This window comes from Erythrobacter sp. CCH5-A1, assembly GCF_001557115.1.
Lineage (GTDB): Bacteria > Pseudomonadota > Alphaproteobacteria > Sphingomonadales > Sphingomonadaceae > Erythrobacter.
The window spans coordinates 1-18,581 of record NZ_LSKQ01000252.1; the positions used below are offsets into that span (position 1 = coordinate 1).

Annotated in this window: 21 protein-coding genes; 13 read left to right on the top strand and 8 right to left on the bottom strand. The window is 68.6% G+C overall.

Going from position 1 to position 18,581, the window contains the following annotated elements; translation table 11 throughout:
* Positions 1–229: hypothetical protein (locus tag AX708_RS21315; protein ID WP_197426409.1), on the bottom strand; the 229-nt coding region annotated here is incomplete at its 3' end.
* Between AX708_RS21315 and AX708_RS15430 the strand changes: the two genes are divergently transcribed.
* The 11 genes from AX708_RS15430 to AX708_RS15480 are packed head-to-tail and all read left to right on the top strand — an operon-like array spanning position 228 to position 7,885.
* Positions 228–758: a hypothetical protein gene (locus tag AX708_RS15430; protein WP_156454586.1), complete on the top strand. Its 531-nt coding sequence runs from the start codon at positions 228–230 to the stop codon at positions 756–758. The two genes, AX708_RS21315 and AX708_RS15430, sit on opposite strands and share 2 nt — an antisense overlap.
* A gap of 38 nt (positions 759–796) precedes the next feature.
* Positions 797–1,390, top strand: a complete 594-nt coding sequence (locus tag AX708_RS15435) for a flagellar basal body-associated FliL family protein (RefSeq protein WP_066533107.1) — start codon at positions 797–799, stop codon at positions 1,388–1,390.
* Positions 1,387–2,343 carry a flagellar motor switch protein FliM gene (locus tag AX708_RS15440; RefSeq protein WP_082745732.1) on the top strand — a complete coding sequence of 319 codons (957 nt, stop codon included), beginning with the start codon at positions 1,387–1,389 and terminating at the stop codon, positions 2,341–2,343. The genes AX708_RS15435 and AX708_RS15440 overlap by 4 nt, the downstream gene beginning before the upstream one ends.
* Positions 2,340–2,723 (top strand): FliM/FliN family flagellar motor switch protein, encoded by a 384-nt coding sequence (locus tag AX708_RS15445; RefSeq protein WP_082747239.1) that lies wholly within the window; start codon positions 2,340–2,342, stop codon positions 2,721–2,723. The genes AX708_RS15440 and AX708_RS15445 overlap by 4 nt, the downstream gene beginning before the upstream one ends.
* A 19-nt stretch (positions 2,724–2,742) precedes the next feature.
* Complete coding sequence (locus AX708_RS15450; RefSeq protein ID WP_066526250.1) at positions 2,743–3,027, top strand: flagellar biosynthetic protein FliO; 285 nt, start codon at positions 2,743–2,745, stop codon at positions 3,025–3,027.
* Between the two features lie 53 nt (positions 3,028–3,080).
* The gene (gene fliP / locus AX708_RS15455; RefSeq protein WP_066526249.1) at positions 3,081–3,848 is read left to right on the top strand and encodes a flagellar type III secretion system pore protein FliP; all 768 of its coding nucleotides are present in this window, start codon (positions 3,081–3,083) and stop codon (positions 3,846–3,848) included.
* Entirely contained in the window at positions 3,845–4,117 is a 273-nt protein-coding gene (locus AX708_RS15460; protein WP_066526248.1) for a flagellar biosynthetic protein FliQ, read from the top strand. Before fliP ends, AX708_RS15460 begins: the two co-directional genes overlap by 4 nt.
* A complete protein-coding gene (locus tag AX708_RS15465) occupies positions 4,114–4,914 on the top strand; it encodes a flagellar biosynthetic protein FliR (protein WP_066526246.1) in 801 nt (266 codons plus the stop codon). The genes AX708_RS15460 and AX708_RS15465 overlap by 4 nt, the downstream gene beginning before the upstream one ends.
* On the top strand, positions 4,907–6,046 hold the full coding sequence (locus AX708_RS15470) for a flagellar biosynthesis protein FlhB (RefSeq protein WP_066526243.1): 1,140 nt from the start codon (positions 4,907–4,909) through the stop codon (positions 6,044–6,046). Before AX708_RS15465 ends, AX708_RS15470 begins: the two co-directional genes overlap by 8 nt.
* 30 nt (positions 6,047–6,076) lie before the next feature.
* The gene (gene fliD, locus AX708_RS15475; protein WP_066526239.1) at positions 6,077–7,507 is read left to right on the top strand and encodes a flagellar filament capping protein FliD; all 1,431 of its coding nucleotides are present in this window, start codon (positions 6,077–6,079) and stop codon (positions 7,505–7,507) included.
* Between the two features lie 12 nt (positions 7,508–7,519).
* A complete protein-coding gene (locus tag AX708_RS15480) occupies positions 7,520–7,885 on the top strand; it encodes a flagellar protein FliS (RefSeq protein WP_066526236.1) in 366 nt (121 codons plus the stop codon).
* A gap of 38 nt (positions 7,886–7,923) precedes the next feature.
* Here AX708_RS15480 and AX708_RS15485 read toward each other — a convergent pair whose 3' ends face one another.
* The 6 genes from AX708_RS15485 to AX708_RS15510 form a co-directional block, all read right to left on the bottom strand.
* Positions 7,924–8,802: an alpha/beta fold hydrolase gene (locus AX708_RS15485; RefSeq protein WP_066526253.1), complete on the bottom strand. Its 879-nt coding sequence runs from the start codon at positions 8,800–8,802 to the stop codon at positions 7,924–7,926.
* A gap of 54 nt (positions 8,803–8,856) precedes the next feature.
* The gene (locus AX708_RS15490) at positions 8,857–10,332 is read right to left on the bottom strand and encodes a lipopolysaccharide biosynthesis protein (RefSeq protein ID WP_066526234.1); all 1,476 of its coding nucleotides are present in this window, start codon (positions 10,330–10,332) and stop codon (positions 8,857–8,859) included.
* Positions 10,325–11,413: a GNAT family N-acetyltransferase gene (locus AX708_RS15495; protein WP_066526232.1), complete on the bottom strand. Its 1,089-nt coding sequence runs from the start codon at positions 11,411–11,413 to the stop codon at positions 10,325–10,327. The genes AX708_RS15490 and AX708_RS15495 overlap by 8 nt, the downstream gene beginning before the upstream one ends.
* A 103-nt stretch (positions 11,414–11,516) precedes the next feature.
* Positions 11,517–11,888, bottom strand: coding sequence for a cupin domain-containing protein (locus tag AX708_RS15500; RefSeq protein ID WP_066526230.1), 372 nt, complete (start codon positions 11,886–11,888; stop codon positions 11,517–11,519).
* A complete protein-coding gene (locus AX708_RS15505) occupies positions 11,888–13,000 on the bottom strand; it encodes an S-(hydroxymethyl)glutathione dehydrogenase/class III alcohol dehydrogenase (protein WP_066526228.1) in 1,113 nt (370 codons plus the stop codon). The genes AX708_RS15500 and AX708_RS15505 overlap by 1 nt, the downstream gene beginning before the upstream one ends.
* A gap of 21 nt (positions 13,001–13,021) precedes the next feature.
* On the bottom strand, positions 13,022–13,207 hold the full coding sequence (locus AX708_RS15510) for a DUF5522 domain-containing protein (RefSeq protein WP_197425904.1): 186 nt from the start codon (positions 13,205–13,207) through the stop codon (positions 13,022–13,024).
* A 198-nt stretch (positions 13,208–13,405) separates the two neighbouring features.
* Between AX708_RS15510 and AX708_RS15515 the strand changes: the two genes are divergently transcribed.
* Together AX708_RS15515 and AX708_RS15520 are read left to right on the top strand one after the other, a co-directional pair.
* The gene (locus AX708_RS15515) at positions 13,406–15,778 is read left to right on the top strand and encodes a M1 family metallopeptidase (protein ID WP_197425903.1); all 2,373 of its coding nucleotides are present in this window, start codon (positions 13,406–13,408) and stop codon (positions 15,776–15,778) included.
* Complete coding sequence (locus AX708_RS15520) at positions 15,775–16,290, top strand: DUF6702 family protein (protein WP_066526219.1); 516 nt, start codon at positions 15,775–15,777, stop codon at positions 16,288–16,290. The genes AX708_RS15515 and AX708_RS15520 overlap by 4 nt, the downstream gene beginning before the upstream one ends.
* On the opposite strand, the gene AX708_RS15525 is transcribed toward AX708_RS15520, so the two are convergent.
* On the bottom strand, positions 16,287–18,470 hold the full coding sequence (locus AX708_RS15525) for a bifunctional diguanylate cyclase/phosphodiesterase (RefSeq protein ID WP_066526216.1): 2,184 nt from the start codon (positions 18,468–18,470) through the stop codon (positions 16,287–16,289). The genes AX708_RS15520 and AX708_RS15525 overlap by 4 nt on opposite strands.
* Between the last annotated feature and the right edge of the window lie 111 nt (positions 18,471–18,581).

The following is an 18,581-nucleotide window of genomic DNA, read 5'->3' on the forward strand; positions in this document are numbered from 1 at the left end:
GGGCGGCATCGCGCCCCGCGCCGTCGCGCTTGCCGGCATCCTCGGCCCAACGTCCTGCGCCGGATAGAGGTGCCGCCCCGGCGGAGAGCGCGCCAGCGCCAGTCGCTCCTGTTCCCGCGCTTGCAGCGGGAAGCGGCGCTTCGCCCGATGCCGGAAATCCCGCGCCCGCAACGGCTGCCACCACGCTCGCGGCGAGCCTTGCCCCGGCCTTGCCCCAGACCGCCGCCATGCTGCCCGCCGATCGCCCCGCCGATCCGCGCGCAGCCGCGGCGGGCCCGCCGGTGCCGCAGCTCGAATCCGCCATCGCTCAGGTCGGCGACATCCGCGAGGCTCTGCGCGCCGCGCGGCCTGCCATGACGCTCCAGCATGCCGACTTCGGAGCGGTTGCGATCCGGCTCGAACCCGCCGCGCCCGACCAGTGGCGCGCGGTGCTGGCGAGCCGCGACCCGGGCTTCGTGCCCGCGATCCAGGCCGCGCTCGAAACCCGCATAATCGCTGCCGCCGCCGACACCTCGGCAAACTTTGCTGGGCAGCACGGAGCGTCCCACAATGGGGCTTGGGACCAACGCTACGGGGCTTCCCCTAACGGGGGCCAAGGATCGCCTCAACCATACCTGGGCCAATCGGGAACCCGAGACGGCGAGGCTGCGCCGGACCACCGCCGCCCCTCCACCGCTGCCACGCTTGCGGCGCGGGGGGGAAGCGAGGCGGAGGACCCCGCAGCCGCCACCCCGTCATCGGGCGGACTGTTCGCCTGATCGCGGGCGCACGGGACACGACATGGAGCTGACTGGGCATGGCGAAGGGTAAGGAAAAGGCTGAGAGCGGCGAAGGCGGCAAGTCGGGCAAGGGCGGCATCATCAAGATCGCGCTGGGCGCGGTGCTGCTGCTCGGCACCGGCGCGGGCGGCGCTTATGGCGCCTATGCGATGGGCCTGTTCGGCGAGAAGGGCGAGCACAAGATCGACGAGCCCAAGCTGGTGCTCAAGGACGAGGAAGACCCCTATGCCCCGGTCTCCAAGGACAAGGACAAGGAAGGCGCCCACACCGTCCATGGCGAGGGCGGCAGCAAGTATCGCACCGCCTATTACTCCTTCGAGGAGGCGTTCACCTCCAACCTCGCGGATTCGCCGGGGCTGATCCAGGTCGAACTGGCGGTCTCCACCCGCCGCGACGGGCGCGTGCTGCAATGGGTCAAGACCCACGAGCTGGCGATCCGCTCGGCGATCCTCGGGCAGCTCGCCGCGACCACCGAGGAGGAGGCCTATAGTGTCGAGGGGAAGAAGAAGCTCAGCCAGCGGCTGACCAAGGCGGTCAATCAGGTGCTCGAGGAACAGGAAGGCTTCGGCGGGATCGACGCGGTCGTGTTCAAGGGGTTCCTCGTCCAATGAGGATGGGCCATGCCTTTGCGCCCGTGAGGGCAGCGGCGGTGCACTGCGCCGAGCTGACGACGCGCGGCCGCCGCCCGGAGGAAAGCGCCGCGCTGATGGCGGCATGGCGCCGCGATCTGGCGCGCTATCTTGCCGACGATCTTTCGGGGCTGCTGTCGGGCGACCGGCTCGATGTGGACGTGACCGAGCCCGAACGCCTGACCGGCGCCGATGCGCTGCGCAAGATCGGGCCTTTGGCCGCCAACAGCCTGATCCGCTGCGGCGCGACCGCCGAGACCGCGCTCCTGAGCTTCGACTTCGCCACCGCGATCGCGCTCACCGACCGCAGCTTCGGCGGGGACGGGCGCGTGACCGGCAACATACCCGAAGCCCTGCCGCGCTCGGCCGCGTTGCTGGTGGAGGAGACCGCGACGATGATCGCGGGCGCGATCACTGCGGCAAGCTATGGCGACATGCCGCCGCCTGCGGGCGCGAGCATGCGCGGCGAAGTGGTGGTGCGCAGCGAGAGCGCGGCGCGCCTCAAGCCCTTTGCGCTCGAGGCGCAGGCGCTGTTCTTCGTGATCGAGATCGCCAACCGCCAGGGCTGCATCTGGCGCGCCAATCTGGCGGTGGCGGCGGAACGGATGAACCGCCTGCTGCCCGGCACGGGTCGGCGGGTCCGCCGCAGCGCCCCGCGCGCGCCGGCCACGGGGATGACCGCGCCCTTCGCCGACATGCTGATGCCGCTCCACGTGGTGCTCGCCGAATTCGATCTCTCGCTGGCGCGGCTCCAGACGCTGGCTCCCGGCGAGACGATCCCGCTGGCGATGGGCCGGCAGGTTCCGCTGATGGTCGGCGAGACGCTGGTCGGCCACGGCGCGGTCGGCACCGCCGAGGACCGCATGGCGATCCGCCTCACCCGCATTCCGCATCCCGCTCCCCACTCCGCTCCAGTCGAAGGGCTCGCACCATGACCGCTTACCAACCCGCCGCTTTCGCCCGCTTTGGCGATGTCGCCGTGCGCCTCTCGGTCGAGCTGGGCCGCACCGAGATGCCCTTGCGCGATGTCCTAACGCTCGGCGAGGGGAGCACCGTGACGCTCGACCGGCTGACCGACGAGCTGCTCGATGTCACCGCCAACGGCCGCGTCATCGCGCGCGGCGAGGTGGTGGCGGAGAAGGGGCGCTTTGCCTTGCGGATCGTCAGCCTGGTGGGCGAGGACGGGAAGGACATTCCTCCTGCGGGCGGCACCGGCAGCCATGCGGGCGCTGACCTGCCCGAGGTGACGAGCGCCGATCACCTGCCCGAGCCGCCGGTCGATCCGCTCACCGCCGCGCTCGATGACCTGATGTAAGCGGGCAAGGGGTCGCGCCATGCTCGAATATCTCCTGCGCCTCGCGCTGCTGCTGCCGGTTCTGGCGGGGCTGATCTGGGGGAGCCTGTGGCTGACCCGCTGGCTCCAGACCCGGCTCGGCCAGACCCCGGGCACCGGCGGCGGGCGCCAGCTGCAACTGATCGAGACCAGCCTGATCGCGCCGGGCATGAAGCTCGCCGTGGTGCGCTTCCGTGATCGCGAGATCCTGCTCGGCTGCACCCGGCAGGGCCTCGTGCGGCTGGGCGAGGCCCCGGTCGCCATTCCGGCAGCGGAGAGCGAGTGATGCGCCCCGCCGCGATTCTCCGCGCCGCACTGGTGTGCCTTGCCGCATTAACCATGTTCTGGGCGGTGCCCGATCTTGCCCATGCCGCCGCGCCGCCCGCCGCCGCCGTTCCCGCCCCCGATCCGGTCGCCGCTGGCGTCGGCGCGGCGGTCGAGCGGGCGCTGGGTGACGAGGGCGCGGGCGATGACACCCCCCTGAGCCTGTCGCTGCAGCTGCTGGTGGTGATGGGTCTCCTCACCATCCTGCCCGCGCTGGTGCTGATGATGACGAGCTTCCTGCGCATTCTGGTGGTGCTCTCGATCCTGCGGCAGGCCTTGGGCCTGCAGGGATCGCCGCCGGGGCAGGTGCTGGCGGGATTGGCGCTGTTCCTCTCGCTGTTCGTCATGGCCCCGACCCTTGACGTGGTGAACACCCAGGCGATCGCCCCCTACGCCACCGGCGCGCTCTCCGCCGATGCCGCGATCGGCAAGGCGGGCGAGGCCTTCCACGCCTTCATGATGGCCCAGACCCGCGAGGCGAACCTCATCATGTTCACCGACATGGCCGGCGGCGGCAAGTTCGCGAGCGGCGCGGATGTGCCCTTCTCGATCCTGCTTCCCGCCTTCGTGACGAGCGAGCTGGAGACCGCTTTCCAGATCGGCTTCATGATCTTCCTGCCCTTCCTCGTGATCGACCTGGTGGTGGCGAGCGTGTTGATGAGCCTGGGCATGATGATGCTCTCCCCCACCATCATCTCGCTGCCCTTCAAGCTGCTGCTGTTCGTGCTGGTCGATGGCTGGGCGCTCTTGATGGGCAGCCTTGCGCTGAGTTTTGCGACATGACCGAAGACGCCCAGCTCCTTGCGCTTGCCGACCAGACCCTGTGGGTCACCGCGCTGATCGCCGGGCCGGTGCTGGTCGCGACGCTGGTCGTCGGTCTGGTCGTGGGCATTATCCAGGCCGCCACCTCGGTCAACGAGCAGACCCTAAGCTTCATCCCCAAGCTCGCGATCACCGCGCTGGTCTTCGTGGTGCTGGGCGCGGCGATGATGGGCCTGCTCGCCGATTTCACCCGCGAGATCATGGCGCAGGTCGCCAATCTTTCGGCATGAACACCCTCAACCTCGGCTTCGGCAGCCTTGAGGCGCAGCTGTGGGTGATCCTGCTGCTTTCTATCCGGAGCGGCGCGGCGCTGATGGCTTCGCCGATGATCGGGGGGACGGCGGTGCCGGTGCAGTTGCGCATCCTGCTCAGCCTCGTGCTCGGCTATTTCGTGGCGAGCTGGGTGCCGCTGCCCGCGCCGCCGCCGATGCTGAGCATCGCCGCGGTGCTGGCGGTGGTGCAGGAGATCGCGGTCGGGCTGATGCTCGGCTTCGTGCTGCAGATCGCCTTTGCCATTCCGCTGATCGCCGCCGAGCAGATCGCGGGCACGATGGGCCTCGCCATCGCCACCTCGATCGATCCGGCGAGCGGCGCGCAATCGGGGGCGCTGGGCACCTTCTTCGGCCTCGTCATGAGCCTCCTCTTCTACGCCACCGGCGCGCACCTGTTGTGGTTCGAGCTGCTGACGGAAAGCTACCGCCTGCTGCCTGCGGGCCAATTCGCTTTCGGGGCATGGCGGGCGGAGAGCGTGGTGCTGTTCATGGGATACGGCCTCGCTACCGCCGCCGCCATCGCGCTCCCCGTGGTGCTGGTGCTGCTGCTGGTGCAGATCGTCACCGGTCTGATCGCCCGCTCCGCGCCGTCATTGAACCTCTACGCGCTCGGCCTGCCGGCAGGCGTCATCGCGGGGATCGCGGCGATGATCATCGCGATGCCGGTGATGACCGCGCAGATGCGCGGCGCCATCGAGGCCGCGCTCGAGCAGACCGAGGCGCTGATCCAGCCGCAGGCCGCGCCCGATGGCTGAGGAGACCGCCGGCGAAAAGACCTTCGCCCCGACCCAGAAGCGCCGCGAGGATGCGGCCAAGAACGGCGATGTCCTGCGCTCGCGCGAGCTCGCCACCCTCGCCGCGACCGGTGCGGGGGCGCTCGGGCTCTATGCGCTGGGGTCGTGGCTGACCGAGGGGATGGCCGGCGTCGCGCGCGCGGGCTTCCGCTTCGACCGCGCCGCATTGGACGGCTTCACCCCCGGCGCGATCATGGGCGACGCCGCGCTCGCCGCGCTGCCGCCGGTGCTGGCGCTGGGCGCCATCGTCGCCGCCGTCACCACCGCCTCGCAACTGCTGCTGGGGCAGGACGGGCGCTGGATCCCCGGCAATGCCGGTTTCAAGGCGCGGCGCATCAATCCGCTCTCCGGCTTCAAGCGCATCTTTGGTACGCAAGGGTTGATCGAGCTCGCCAAGGGCCTCGCCAAGCTCGCGCTGCTCGGCGGGATCGCCTGGGTCTGGGCCAAGGGCCGCACCGCCGAACTGCTGGCGCTCGGCGCGATGCCGCTCGAGGCGCAGGTCGCGCGCGGGCTCGATGCCATCACCTCGCTGATCGGGGCCCTCTTGATCGGTCTCGTGGTGATCGCCGCGATCGATTACCCGCTGCAACGCTTCCAGCGCGACAAGCGGCTGAAGATGAGCCTTCAGGAAGTGCGCGACGAGAACAAGCAGTCCGAAGGTTCGCCCGAGATGAAATCGGCCCGCCGCCAGCGCCAGCGCGATCTGGCGCGCGGGGGCGTGGCCAAGGCGATGAAGGACGCGCAGTTCGTGATCGTCAACCCGCTGCACTTCGCGGTGGCGCTGACCTACGACCCCAAGCGCGCGCCTGCGCCCTTGTTGCTGTGCAAGGGCCGCGGCGAGACCGCGCTCGCCATGCGCGAGATCGCGGCCGAGGAAGGCCTGCCGGTGCTCGAATATCCGCAGCTCGCCCGCGCGGTCTATTTCACCACCCGCCCGAACCAGATGGTGCGCGAGGAGCTCTATGTCGCGCTCGCCTCGCTGGTCGCCTTCGTGATGGCGCTGAAGCGCGGCCAGCGCCCGCGCCGCCCGGTGGTGGAGGTGCCGCAAGGACTGCGCTTCGATGGCGACGGGCGGGCGGAAAAACATGCTTAAACTTCGCCGCGAAGGGGCGTTCTGATAGTCATGGAAAGCGCAGGCTCATCGATCATTTCCGCTCTCGGTGCCGGCAGCGGCATCGATTTCATCAAGCTCGCCTCGGACATCTCCGCGGCAAGCTTTGCCGCGCAGCGCGGGCAGATCACCGCGCGGCAGGAGGCCTTGAGCGCGCAGGTCTCCGCCGCCGCGCAGCTCAGGAGCGCGATCACCGGCCTGTCGAGCGCGCTGGGCGAGCGGATCCGCACCGGCGACCTTGCCCCCAAGGGCAGCGTGGCGAACACCGCCGTCGCCAGCACCATCGTCCCCCCGGGCACCAGCCCGCGCGGCAGTTTCAGCCTTGAAGTCACCCAGCTCGCCAGCTCGCAGACGCTGGTCAGCCGTTCGCTCGCCAGCCGCGATACGCTGGTGGGCGAGGGCACGCTGACCCTGCGCTTCGGCACGGTGAGCGGCACCAGCTTCAACCCCGATGCGGCGCGCAGCGCGATCGACATCACCGTGACCGACACCGACACCCTCGCCACGCTCGCCACCAAGATCAGCTCCGCGAGCGGCGGGGCGGTGAGCGCCTATGTCGCCACCGGCACCGGCGGCGCGCAGCTGGTGATGAAGGGCAAGGAAGGCGCGGCAAACGGCTTCCAGCTCGAAGCTACCGGCGCAGGCGGCGGGCCGGTCGCGGGCGATCTCGAATATTTCGGCTGGACGCCTGCCAGCACCAATGGCGAGCTCAAGGCCACCGCGCGCGATGCCGCCTTCCGGCTCGACACCGTGGCGATGACCAGCCCCACCAACCGCGTCACCGGCCTGCCGGGCGGTTTCGGCCTCAACCTCGCCGCCACAAACACCGGCGCGCCGACCACCGTCAGCTTCTCCACCGACGGCAGCGCCTATACTTCGGTGATGGAGGACTTCGTTTCGGCGCTCAACGATACCGTTGCCCAGATCAACGATCTGGGTGCCCCCATCGGCGGCGAGCTCGGCAATGATCCGGGCCTGCGCGAATTGCGCCGCGATCTGGCGGGGCTTGCCGGCCGCGTGGTGATGCCGGGTGCGACCGGCAGCGAACCGCGCACGCTGGGCGATCTCGGCCTGTCCCTGAACCGCGACGGCACCTTCAAGCTCGACAGCGCGCGCCTTACCCGCAGCATCGAGACCAGCCCCGATGCGGTCGCGGCGATGTTCATCACCGGCGCGAACGGCGTGTTCGCGACCTTCGACCGCTTCGCGCGCGAGAACAGCCTGACCACCGACCCCGCCTCGCTTGGCGGCTCATTGAAGCGCTACGAGACGCAGCAGGCGGCCAATGCCGAGCGCCTCGCCAAGATCGCCGAGCAGCAGGAGGCGCTGCGCGAGCGGCTGACGCGCGAATTCACCGCCTCCGAACGCAGGGTCGCGGCCTCGCAGTCGACGCTGGCCTTCCTCCGCCAGCAGGTCGACATCTGGTCGAACAGCGACAACTAAGGGGGGCGCGTGATGCAGATGCTCTCCCGCAATCCCGCCGCCGCCTACCGGCGCGTGACGCTCGAAGCGCGGATCGAGGCCTCGGGCAGCGGGGACCTCACGCGCATCTGTCTGGAGGAAGCGCAGGCCGCCTTGGGCCACGCGCTGATCGCGCTCGAACGCGGCGCCCCGCCGCCGCGCGAACCGCTGACGCGCGCGCAGACGATCCTGCTGTGGCTGGCAAAGTCGGTCGCCCCGGAGCACCCGCTGGGGGCGAGCCTCAAGGCCTTCTATGGCGGGCTGGCGGGGCAGCTGGGGGCGCAAATCCTACAGGCGGACGCGCGAATGATTGCGGAAATTCGCATGGATATCAGCGATCTGCTGGAGGCTGCGGGCTAGGCTCAAGTCGATGTTTCACGTGGAGCATTCGTGAAACATCACGCCTCGCCAATAAACTCCGCGATGATCCGCGCGGCATCTTCCGGGTCCTGAAACGGATGGAAGTGGGTCATGTCCGGCCGATAGAGGTCGGTCCCCTGCGGCATCCGCGCCGCCAGCTCGGGCCAGGTCGGCGAGCTCTTGAAGTCGTTCAAAGTGGTGTGCTTCGCGCGCACCACCAGCACCGGGATGTCGACGCGCGTCGCCGCCTCGAGAATACCGGGATTGCTGCGGCTCGAGGCATAGACGCTCGCCTCGACCTCGGGCGCGCAGGCGAGTTCCATGCCCTCGCCGCTCGCGGCGGGGACAAGGCCGTGGCGGCAGTAATCCTCGAACACGCGGCGATCGAACAGGTCATAAGGATCGCGGGTGGCAAAGCGTTCGATCATCGCCTCGGGAGAAGCGAAGTCGCGCTTGCGGCGGATCGCGGGGTGGGGGTTGTCGGCGGTGTAGAGCGCTTGCGGGGGGGCATAGAATTCGGGTGCAAGGATGACGGGGTCGAACAGCACGAGGCGGGCAAAGCGCCGCGGCGCATCGGCAGCGACTTGCAGCAGCGTGTGCGCGCCCATCGAATGGCCGATCCCGACCGCGCCGACGATGTCTGATTGCTCAAGAAATTCAGTAACATCACGCGCCATCAGGCGCCAGTCGTCGATCGGTGCGGCGCGCGACAAGCCGTGGCCGCGCAGGTCGATCGCGTGGACAGGGTGCGCCGGGAACCGCTCGGCAATCGCGTCCCACACCCGGCCGTGAAAGCCGGTGGCATGGGCGAAGACCAGCGGCGCGCCGCCTCCTTCGGAGGCCCATTCGTGGACGGCAAGGTCGATGCCGCCGGTGGGATAGAAGCGGGTCTGGGGTGCGGGGCGGACCGTTGTCATGCCCTCGCCCAAGAGCATCGCTGCGCCCAAGTCAATTGGACGCTTTTGGCAGGATCACTCCGCCGGGGCGGGTTCCGGCTCGCTCCCGCCGCGGTTGCGCGCGAAGTTGAGCGCCTCGGCCAGGCGGTCGGGGGCGATGATGTTGAGCGCGCCGAGATAGAGCGCCACGCCCAGCGGCACCGCCACCCCCAGCGCCACCCAGTCCGGCACCGGCGGCAGGCCGCGCAAGGCCAGCCACACCCCGCCCGCCATCGCCAGCGCGGCGGCGAGCGGCGGCAGCACCGCGCCCAGCAGGCCATCGAGGCGCAGGCCGATGATCCCGCCCGACAAGCGCACCGTGATCGCGGTCAGCACCGCCATCCCGCCGACCCAGCTCCAGGCAAAGCCGATGAGGCCCCAGTGCGAGCCGATGAAATAGGCGCAGGTCATCACGACCGAGCCGATCACGTTGATCTTCAGCGCCGCCATCGGCACGCCGCGGGCGTTGGTTGCAGGGGCGAACAGGATCTGCAGCGTCATCATCGCCATCGCGCCCGCCATGATCGGGAGCAGCGGGGCGATCTCGGACCAGTGCTCGCCCAGCAGCACGGGCACCAGCACCGGGGCGACCACCGCGAGCCCCGCATAGGCGGGCAGCGCGACCATCATCACGAGACGGATCGTCGCCAGCAGCGCCGTCGCCCCAAGCTCCGGCTGGCGCGAATAGGCGGCATAGGCGACCTCGTTGATCGGCGGCACGAACTTGGCGGCGAGCAATTGCGCGAGGAACAGGCCGGTGGTGTAGACGCCAAGCTCGTGCGGATCGAGCACGCGCCCGGCGATCATTACGTCGGCCTGGCTCTGGACGAACCAGAACAGCTGGGTCGCGGTCATCACCCCGCCGAAGCCGGCGATGTGGCCCGCCCCGGCGAAGCGGAACGAGGGGCGGAGCGGCGCGCGCGCGGCGCGGCTCATGCCGACTGCCTCGGTCACCATCATCGCCAGCGGAGCGCAGACTAGCGTCCACACGCCCCAGCCCGCGAGCGCTCCGGTGAGCGCCGTCCCTGCCCCCGCGATCGCCGCGACCAATCGCACCTGCGCCGGGCGGCGGAAGTCCATCTGCCGCGACAGGATCGCGTGGGACAGCGCGGTGAAGGGGATCGCGAGATAGAGCAGCGACTGCACTCTCAGGAGGTTCGCGACCATCGGTTGCTCGAACAACAGGGCGACCAGCGGCGCGGCGAGGAACTGCACCAGCGCAAGGCCGCCATTGAGCAGCATCAGCATCCCAAGCGTCTGGCGCAGGCGTTCCTCGGTCACTTCCGCCTCGCGGATCAGCGCGGAGGCAAGGCCGTAGCCGTTCATGGTGTTGAGCAGCACCAGCATCACCTGCGCCATGGCGAAGAGGCCATAGTCCTGCGGCGCGAGCAGGCGGATCACCACGAGGGTCGAGGCCCAGGAGACGATCTGCGTCCCGATCTGGCTGCCCGAGCGCCAGATCACCGCCGTGCGCACCTGCGCGGCGAGCGAGGAGGGGGAGGGTTCAGCCATGGGCGAGGCTCCCTTCGGATGCCAGCGCCGGGCCCCACACCCGCGCCAGCAGGCGCGCGGCGGTGCGGTTTCTGACGAACAGGAGGTCGGTCAGATCGTAGGCCGCCGTAGCACCCATCTTGCGCTTGTAGCCGCTGTCGCCCGCGCCCAGATCGACGCGCGATTGGCCCGCCTCGAGCGCGTCGATGACGGCGCGGTGGTTGGCGAGCTTGCCGACTTCGGCCTTGGCGAAATCGCTGCGATAGGTCCCGGCGATGCCGTAGCGGATCGGACCGTCATCGAGGTCGAAGCTGAAGGCGACCGCGCGGCCGGAGACTGTCAGCAGCGTGGCGCAGAGCATGTCGGCAAGCACCGGATCGGCGAGCGCCGCGCGCCAAGCGGCGCGGCGGCGCGGGTCCATGAACTTGGCGCCGCTGGCGTCGGTCATGGCGGCGATCCAGCTGGCGGCCTCGACTGCGGCGAGCTCTTCCAGCACCGCATCGTTCCAGTCGCCCCCGCGCACATGGCGCCATTCCACGGGGCCGTGCGAGGCAAGCCGGCGCTCGATCCGGGCGAGGCGCGCGGCGGTCGATCCGCGCGGCCAGCCGCCCTGCTTGCGCGCGGCGTCGAGGTCGATCACCCAGGCCGTCCCCGCCGGGCGCGCGAGCACGCTCCAGCGCGCGTGGCGGGCGGCATCGACAAGGCGCCGGGTGGCGGGATCATCGGCGCGGGCCGGGCCGACGCGCCAGACCGGGCCGAGACAGGTGGCCGCCGCCGGGTGGCCGAGCGCCTGCGCGAGTTCGAAGGTGGTGCATTCGGGCGCGATCAGGGCGCTGCGCAGCGGCCAGTAGCTGCCCGGCACCTTGCGCGCTCCAGCAATGCCGGGGCCGAAGGCAAGGGTGGGGATCGCGGCGAGCGGCGTTCCGGCCGCGCCCTCGACCACCAGCGTGCGCAGGGCCTGTGGAGCGCCTTCGCCGTACCACGCGGCGCGCAGGAAGCCGTACTCTGCCAGATTGCGCGCGGCGAGCGCGTCAAGCGCGGGCGCTGCGCCCGGGCTTGCCGCGACCCTCAGGTGGCCGGCTGCAATCCTGCTTTCGTACATGTCTCAACCTGCTGCGGCGGGGCGCCGCGCTTCCGGCCATAGCGCGCGCGTGTAACCACCGGGTTAACCAACCGCTCCATTCACCGCAGGCAGAGCGATTTGGTCAAATATTCAGAGGCTTGAAGGCGGTGGCGGGGTCGCCGGTGTTGGGCGTGTCGGCCGGATCGATCACCAGCACCTTGACCTCGCCTTCGGGCACGCGCGGGAAGTGTTCGACCCCTGCGGGAACGACGATCATCTCGCCCGGGCCCAGCACTTCGGTGCGGTCGCGGAACTCCATGTGAAGCGTGCCTTCGATCACGAGGAACAGCTCGTCGGTCTCGGGGTGTGAATGCCAACGGAAATCGCCCGCGGCCTTGACCAGCCGGATCTCGTTGCCGTTGTAGCGCCCCGCGATGCGCGGCGCCCAATGGTCTGAAAAGAGGGCGAGTTTCTCGGCGAGGTTGACCTTCGCCGGGGTCTCGCCCGCCGCCATCAGAACACCACCACGCTGCGGATCGACTTGCCTTCGTGCATCAGGTCGAAGGCGGTGTTGATCTCTTCAAGACCCATGACGTGGGTGATCATGGGGTCGATCTCGATCTTGCCGGTCATGTACATGTCGACGATCTTGGGGACGTCGGTGCGGCCCTTGGCCCCGCCGAAAGCCGTGCCGCGCCAGTTGCGCCCGGTGACGAGCTGGAAGGGGCGGGTGGCGATTTCCTTGCCCGCTTCGGCGACCCCGATGATGACCGAGGTGCCCCAGCCGCGGTGGCAGGCTTCGAGCGCGGTGCGCATCACTTCGGTGTTGCCTGTGGCATCGAAGGTGTAATCCGCGCCGCCATCGGTCATCTCGACGACCTTGGCGACGATCTCCTCGCGGCTCATGCCCGAGGAGTTGAGGAAGTGGGTCATGCCGAAACGCTTGCCCCATTCCTCGCGCGCCGGATTGATGTCGACCCCGACGATCAGGTTCGCCCCCGCCAGCCGCGCGCCCTGGATGACGTTGAGGCCGATCCCGCCGAGGCCGAACACCACGACATTGTCGCCCACCTGCACCTTGGCAGTGTTGGTCACCGCGCCGACGCCGGTGGTGACGCCGCAGCCGATGTAGCAGGCGGACTGGAAGGGTGCGTCCTCGCGGATCTTGGCGACGGCGATTTCGGGCAGCACGGTGAAGTTCGAGAAGGTCGAGCAGCCCATGTAGTGGTAGATCGGCTGGCCCTTGTAGGAAAAGCGCGTGGTGCCGTCGGGCATCAGCCCCTTGCCCTGCGTCGCGCGGATCGCGGTGCACAGGTTGGTCTTGCCCGAGAGGCAGCTTTTGCACTGGCGGCATTCGGGGGTGTAGAGCGGGATCACGTGATCGCCCGGCTTCACGCTGGTCACGCCCGCGCCGACCTCGCGCACGATCCCGGCGCCCTCATGGCCGAGCACGCTCGGGAAGATGCCCTCGCTGTCGAACCCGTCCAAGGTGTAGGCGTCCGTATGGCAGATGCCGGTCGCCATGATCTCGACCAGCACCTCGCCGGCCTTGGGGCCTTCGAGATCGAGCTCGACGATTTCGAGCGGCTGCTTGGCGGCAAAGGCAACGGCGGCGCGGGTCTTCATGGGCTCTCGTTCTCCGGTGAATCAGCGGCCGTGCGGTACGGCTTCGTGGTCGTAAGGGCAATGGCGACACGCCGATCCGCAGCACTTGCCGCGCGCGAGATGGGCGATCCGGGTGAAGACGGTGTAGCCCGTCGCGGGGTCGCGATAGGTGCTCTCCCCGCGGGCGCAGGCGGCTTCGTGCAGGGCATACCATTCGGGCTGCGTCATCGCCTGCGTCCGATAGTCGCAAAGTGGCCGCGATGCCATGCGCGACATGAAATTGCCGCATTGCGCAACCTGCCCGCTTGCGCGCCATGCGGATTTGCGCTTTCTCACCCGCCTGCCATTCGAGCCGGAGAGCCTGCCTTGCGTCTGCTGCTGTGTGTTTTCGCCCTGTTTCTCGCCCTTCCCGCTCAGGCGCAGGGGGTGCAGCAGACCAAAGGCAATTTCGAGGACAAGTTCCGCCAGCTCGACGAGGTACTGCCCGATCCCGGCACCACCCGGAACGCCAGCGGCGCGCCGGGCCACGAATACTGGCAGCAGAAGGTCGATTACGACATCAAGGCGAGCCTCGACGAGTCCAAGCGGCGGCTGACTGCGCGAGGAACGGTGCGCTATACCAACAACTCGCCCGACGCGCTGCCGTGGCTGTGGATGCAGCTCGATCAGAACATCTTCAAGCGCAATTCGATGGCCGAGCTGACCGATGCTTTCGGCGGCCCCGGCCGGCGCGGCCCGAAGGTGACGCTGGGCTCCGGCGCCGAGCCGACCAAGCTCTCCTTCGAAGAGCTGCGCCGCCAGCAGGCGATGGCCGACAATGACTATGGCTATGACATCCAGTCGGTGACGCTCAACGGCGCGTCCCTGCCGCACACCATCGTCGGCACGCTGATGCGGATCGACCTGCCTCAGCCCCTTGCACCGGGCGCGACGGTCGAATTCGCCATGGAATGGGCCTTCAACATCGTCGAGGAGGACGCGGTGGTCGCGCGCTCGGGCTACGAGCATTTCCCCGATGATCCGAGGAAGGGCGGCAACGACATCTTCCTCCTCGCCCAGTGGTTCCCGCGCATGGTGGTCTATTCGGACTACGAAGGCTGGCACAACAAGGAGTTCCTCGGGCGCGGCGAGTTCACGCTCGAATTCGGCGATTACGCGGTCGAAATGACCGTGCCCGACGACCATATCGTCGCTTCCACCGGCGTCTTGCAGAACCCCGATTCCGTGCTCACTGCCGCGCAGCGCCAGCGGCTTGAAACCGCGAAGAACGCCGCCGCGCCGGTCTTCGTCGTCACCCCGCAGGAAGCCGCCGCCGCGGAGGCCAAGGGGCCGACCGGCACCAAGACATGGCGCTTTGCCGCCACCAACGTGCGCGATTTCGCCTGGGCCTCGAGCCGCAAGTTCATCTGGGACGCACAAGGCGTCAAGCAGCCCGGCGCCGAGAACGAGACGGTGCTTGCCATGAGCTTCTGGCCCAAGGAAGGGGGCGAGCTGTGGCGCAAGTATTCGACCGCCGCGATCGCGCATACGCTCAAGGTCTATTCGCGCTTCAGCTTCGACTATCCCTATCCCACCGCGCAATCCGTGAACGGGCCGGTGGGCGGGATGGAATATCCGATGATCACCTTCAACGGCCCGCGCACGATCCTCAACAAGGACGGCAGCCGCACCTACACGCTGGCGGCCAAGACCGGTCTCGTCGGCGTGGTGATCCACGAAATCGGGCACATCTACTTCCCGATGACCGTGAACTCGGACGAGCGGCAGTGGACCTGGATGGACGAGGGGATCAACTCCTTCCTCGATTCGGTCGCGGGCTATGAATGGGACCCCGACATGCCCTGGGGCCGCAGCCTGCCGCGCGACATGGTGAGCTACATGGTCTCCTCCGACCAGCAGCCGATCATGACCCAGTCGGATTCGGTCACAAACCTCGGCGCCAATGCCTATGGCAAGCCGGCGGCCGCCTTCCACCTGCTGCGCGACACGATCATCGGGCGCGAGCGGTTCGATTTCGCCTTCAAGGAATATGCCCGCCGCTGGAAGTTCAAGCGCCCGACGCCGGCCGACTTCTTCCGCACCATGGAAGAGGCGAGCGGCACCGATCTCGACTGGTTCTGGCGCGGCTGGTTCTACACCACCGACCATGTCGATATCAGCCTCGATTCGATCTACCGCCTGAAGATCGACACCAAGGACCCCGACATCGACCTCGCCCGCCGCCGTCAGGAGCGCGCCGACGAGCCCGATCCGGTCGGCGTCGGTCTCAACCGGCAGCAGAACCTGCCGGTCTGGGTGCTCGAGAATCCGGGCGTGACCGATTTCTACGACAAGAACGACGAATTCACCGTCACCCCCAAGGATACCAAGGGCTACAAGGAATTCCTCGACGGTCTGGTGCCGTGGGAGCGCGCGGCCTTTGACCGGGCGGTGAAGGAGGACGCGAATTACTACGTCCTCAACTTCTCGAACAAGGGCGGGCTGGTGATGCCGGTGATCCTTGGCCTGACCTTCAAGGACGGCTCGAAGGAAAAGCTCAGCATCCCGGCTGAAATCTGGCGTCGCAATTCGCGCGAGGTGGCCAAGCTGCTGGTCTATCCCAAGGGCAAGGAGCTGGTGCAGGTGGTGGTCGATCCCGACTGGGAGACGGGCGATGCCGACATCGAGAACAACCACTACCCGCGCCGCATCATCCCGAGCCGGATCGAGACCTTCAAGGAGGAACAATCCAAGGCGCGCACGGCCCGCGATCTGATGGGCGAGGCCGCGGGGGCCGAGCCCGACAAGAAGAAGAAGTGACGCTGCTGCGCCGCCTGCTGATCGTGCTCGCGCTGGTGCTCGCCCCCTGGGGGGCGATCACCGCGCTCGCGCACCAGCAGAAGATCACGATCACCACGGTCGTGCTCAACGAACGCACCCGCATGATCGAAATCGCGCATCAGGTGCCGCTGCATGATGCCGAGCACGCGCTGACGGTGCAGAAGGCCGTGAACCCCGACATCATCGAAAGCGAGACGAGCCGCGAGGCCTTTGCCGCTTACGTCACCAGGGCTTTCCAGTTCGAGGTCGACGGCAAGCCGGCCGCGCCTGCCTATGTCGGCAGCGAGGTCATCGGCGGAAGCCTGTGGGTCTATCAGGAGCTGCCCGCCCCGCCGGGCAGCGAGGCGATCCGGCTGCGGGTCAATTCGCAGATCCTGACCGACCTGTGGGCGCAGCAGGAAAACCGGATCAACATCGGCGGGGGCACCCATCCCCAGACCTTGATCTTCAAGGCAGGCGATCCTGCCCGGGACGCGCTGCTGAACCGCTAAGCGCGGCGGCGTTCGGCAGCATCGGGCGCCGCAAAGCGCGCCTCGAGATCGCCGAGCAGCATCGGGCGGCCATAGCGGTAGCCCTGCACATGCCGCCCGCCGATGGCGCGCAGGAAGCTCTCTTGCTCCTCGGTCTCGACGCCCTCGATCACCACGCGCAGGCCCAGCGAATGGCCCATCTGCACGATCGCCTGGATGATCAGCCGTGACTGGTGATCCTGCCCGATCGCGGCGATGAAATCGCGGTCGATCTTGACCTTGTGGATCGGGAAGGCGCGCAGGTGGGTGAGCGAGGAGAACCCCGTCCCGAAATCGTCAAGGCAGATCGTGAAGCCGCAATCGTCGAGCATGGCGAGCGACTGGCGCAGGTGCCCGCCGGCATCGAGCAGCATCGTTTCGGTCACTTCGATCGAGATGTTCTTCGGGGTCAGCGGACTGTCGTCGATCACGTCGATGAGGTGCCGCACGAAATCGCCACGCCTCAGGTCCGCGTCCGACAGGTTGATGCCGATGCGGGTCTCGGGCCCGAACAGCGCGAGGATCGCGGGGCCATCGGCCACCACCTGGTCGAGCATCACCCGGCTCACCCGGCGCGAGAGTTCGGGGTCGAGCAGGGCGGAGAACACGTCGCTCGCGGCGATGATGGTGCCGTCCTCGTCCTTGAGCCGCAGCAGGGCCTCGACCGAGACGACGCGGCCCGTGGCGAGCTCGACGATCGGCTGGTAGGCGGCGATCGCGCGCCCGGTGTTGAGCGCGCTGCGCAGCCGCGCGATGGCGTGCTGGCGCTCGCTCTGGCGCGCCTCGATCTGCTCGTCCCAGCACACCACCGCCCCGCGCCCGGCCTCCTTGCCGCGGTAGAGCGCCAGATCGGCGCGGCGCATGATCTCCTCGCTGCTGCCCGCGGTGTCCATGCGCGCGACTCCGCAGGTCGCCCCGATCCGCAGCATCGTGCTGCCCAGCGGCGGCATCTCGCCCAGTTCGGCGATCAGGTCGTCGAGGAAGGCGGTCACTTCGGGCAGGGTCATGCGGGGCGGGAACAGCAGCGCGAACTCGTCGCCGCCCCAGCGCGCGAGGAACACGCCGCTGGCGGTGCGCAGCTGCAATTGCCCTGCGATTGTCTCCAGCACGCGGTCGCCCACGAGGTGGCCCAGCGTGTCGTTGACGTCCTTGAACCCGTCGAGATCGAGCAGCGCGATGATCACCGGCTCCTCGCCCGCGCGCTGCATTGCGCGGGCCAGCCGCTTGTCGAAGCTCGCGCGGTTGTAGAGCCCGGTCAGCCGGTCGCGCTCGGCCGCGCGCTTCAGGGCGACATTGCGCAGGTGTTCTTCGGTGCAATCGAGGACGATGCCCGCGACGCATTCGGGCTCGCCGTCGACATCGACGCGCTCGCCTACGACCCGGATCCGTCGCGATTCGCCGTCGCGGCGCAGGATCGTGGTCTCGAACATGAAGGGCTTGCCGTCGAGGATCGTGTCGTCGATCGCCTTGCTGACCATCGCCCGGTCCTGCGGCTGATAGAGCTGCACGACATCGCGGACATTGATCGAGTGGCCCGGTTCGAGTCCGGTGATGGCATAGACCTGGTCGGACCAGTGCAGCCTGCGGGTGGCCATGTCGACCCACCAGCTGCCGACATTGACCGCGCGTTCCGCCTGACGGAAGATCTGGCTCGATTGCTTGAGCGCGGCATTGGCCGTGCTGAGCGCGCGGGTGCGGGCGTGGAGCGCGATCGCCTTCTCGGCGAGTTCGGCAAGCATCGCCAGTGGGGCGATCTGTTCGGGGCGGAAGGCATCGGGTTCGGGTGCGATGCAGCACAGGGCGCCCAGCAAGAGGCCCTCGTCCGAACGGATCGGCACGCCGAGATAGGAGCGGATGAAGGGCGCGCCCGTGACCAGCGGGTTTTCGGCAAGGCGTGGATCGGCGCGTGCGTCGGCGATCAGCATTGGCTGCTCGCTTTGGATGCAGACCGCGCAGAACGAATCGCCGATCGGGGTTTCGGCAAGGTCGGTCCCGGTGCGGCCAAGGAACCACTGGCGCTCGGCCTCGACCACCGAGAGCAGCGCGATCGGGCAGCCCAGCATGGTGCTCGCCAGCAGGGTGATGCGCGAAAACAGTTCGCGGTCGGGAACCGCGTCGAGCCCGAGGCTACGGATGGCATCGAGGCGCAAGGAGTCCGTCACGCTGGCCCCTTTGGCGCGGGAGCCGTTAAGAAAGGGTAGGGCCGAAGCCTCGGTTCATCGCAAGGGGTAAAGTGCTCTGGCGGTTTGGCGGGCCGACCGCAGGGCCGGCCC